This is a genomic window from Pseudonocardia pini, assembly GCF_013870575.1.
Lineage (GTDB): Bacteria > Actinomycetota > Actinomycetes > Mycobacteriales > Pseudonocardiaceae > Pseudonocardia > Pseudonocardia pini.
Genome location: NZ_JACBXB010000907.1, coordinates 1 through 1,977 on the forward strand (window position 1 = coordinate 1; position 1,977 = coordinate 1,977).

The 1,977-nt window shown below is 74.8% G+C and carries 2 protein-coding genes; both read right to left on the reverse strand.

What is annotated here, in order from left to right; genetic code table 11:
- Positions 1–393 (reverse strand): circularly permuted type 2 ATP-grasp protein (locus H5J29_RS30640; RefSeq protein WP_181784430.1); only part of this gene is annotated, 393 nt, incomplete at its 3' end.
- Positions 394–396: 3 nt separating this feature from the next.
- Positions 397–1,977: transglutaminase family protein (locus H5J29_RS30645; RefSeq protein WP_220188134.1), on the reverse strand; the 1,581-nt coding region annotated here is incomplete at its 5' end.

A 1,977-nucleotide genomic window follows, 5' to 3' on the forward strand; every position in this document is an offset into this window, starting at 1 on the left:
CCGCGGCGGCGCCCCGGCGGGACGGCGCCAGCCCTGCAGGTAGCCGGGATGGCCGTCGACGACCTCGACCGGGAGCAGCCCGCGGGTCACGACCGAGCGGGGGCCGTAGAGGTCGACGAGCAGCCGGTCGAACAGCTCGGCCCGCTGTGCCACGCCCCGCTCGATCCCGGCCCACTCGGTGCCGTCGAGCACGAGGGGGAGCGGGTCGAGCTCCCACAGCTGCTCGGCCTCGGCGCCCGGCGGGTGGTAGGCGACGCCGTCGTCCGCCAGCAGGCGCAGGGTGTCCGCCCGGCGGGCCTGCAGGCCCCCGGGACCGGCCGCGTCGAGGACCCCGGCGAGCCCCGCCCAGAGAGGCCGGACGGCACCGGAGGCGTCCCGCATCTCGTCGAACACGTCTCACTCCCGGGGATGGCGGCGCAGGTCGAGGGTCCTCGGGTACTCGCCGTTCGGCTCAGCCTTCCACAGGCTCGTGTCGACCGGGCCGGGCGAGTGGCCGTACGGGGTGAACCGGGCGTTGCGGCGGGCCTCGGCCTCGTTGGCGTTGACCGGGTAGTGCTCGTAGGCGCGGCCGCCCGGGTGCACGACGTGGTAGGTGCAGCCGCCCAGCGACCGCTCGTTCCAGGTGTCCACCAGGTCGAACACCAGCGGGGAGTGCACGCCGATCGTCGGGTGCAGGGCACTCGGCGGGGCCCACGCCCGGTACCGGATGCCGGCCACGAGCCCGTCGCCCGTGGCGGCCGGGTGCAGGGGCACGGGGACGCCGTTGCAGGTCACGGCGTAGCGGTCGGACAGCGCGCCGGTGACCTCGATCTGCACCCGCTCGACGGACGAGTCGACGTAGCGCGCCACCCCGCCCGAGCTCATCTCCTCGCCGAGCACGTGCCACGGCTCGATGGCGCTGCGCAGCTCCATCGTGACCCCGGCGACGTCGACCTTCCCGAGCCGGGGGAACCGGAACTCCAGGAACGGGTCCAGCCAGCCCGCCTCGAAGGCGATCCCGTGCGCCTCGAGGTCCGCGACCACCTCCGCGACGTCCGCGCCCACGAACGCGGGCAGCATGAACGAGTCGTGCAGCCGGGTGCCCCAGCGGACCAGCCTGCCGGTGTACGGCTCGGCCCAGAACCGCGCGACGAGCGCCCGCACCAGCAGCGCCTGGACCAGGGCCATGTCCGGGTGCGGCGGCATCTCGAACCCGCGCAGCTCCAGCAGGCCGAGCCTGCCGCGCTCGGAGTCCGGGCTGAACAGCTTGTCGATGCAGAACTCGGCGCGGTGGGTGTTGCCGGTGATGTCGGTGAGCAGGTGGCGCAGCGCGCGGTCGACGTGCCAGGGGCGGGCCTCGTCCTTCAGCCGCTCCAGCTCGGCGAAGGCGATCTCCAGCTCGTAGAGCGTCTCGTGGCGGCCCTCGTCGACGCGCGGGGCCTGGCTCGTCGGGCCGATGAAGGTGCCGCTGAACAGGTAGGACAGGCTCGGGTGCTGCTGCCAGTAGGTCAGCATGGAGACGAGCAGGTCGGGCCGTCTGAGCAGGGGCGAGTCCGCGGGCGTCGGCCCGCCGAGGGTGATGTGGTTGCCGCCGCCGGTACCGGTGTGGCGCCCGTCCAGGGCGAAGGACTCGGCGCCCAGCCCGACCTCGTGCGCCAGCGTGTGCAGCGTGCGGGTCAGCTCGGTCAGCTCGGGCCAGGTCGCCGTGGGGTGCACGTTGACCTCGATGACGCCCGGGTCCGGGGTGACCGTCAGCGTCCGGGTGCGCGGGTCGCCGGGCGGGGCGTAGCCCTCCAGGACGACCGGGCCGACCTCCCGGGCGGCCCGCTCGACCACGCCCAGCAGCTCGACGGCGTCGGCCGCCTCCTGCAGCGGCGGGAGGAAGACGTAGAGGTGCCCGTCCCGCTCCTCGACGCACAACGCCGTCGTCGGGGCGTCCTCGACGGGGGTGACGTGGGCCGGTTCGGCGGTGCTCCCGGCGGGCAGCGGGGGCCGGTC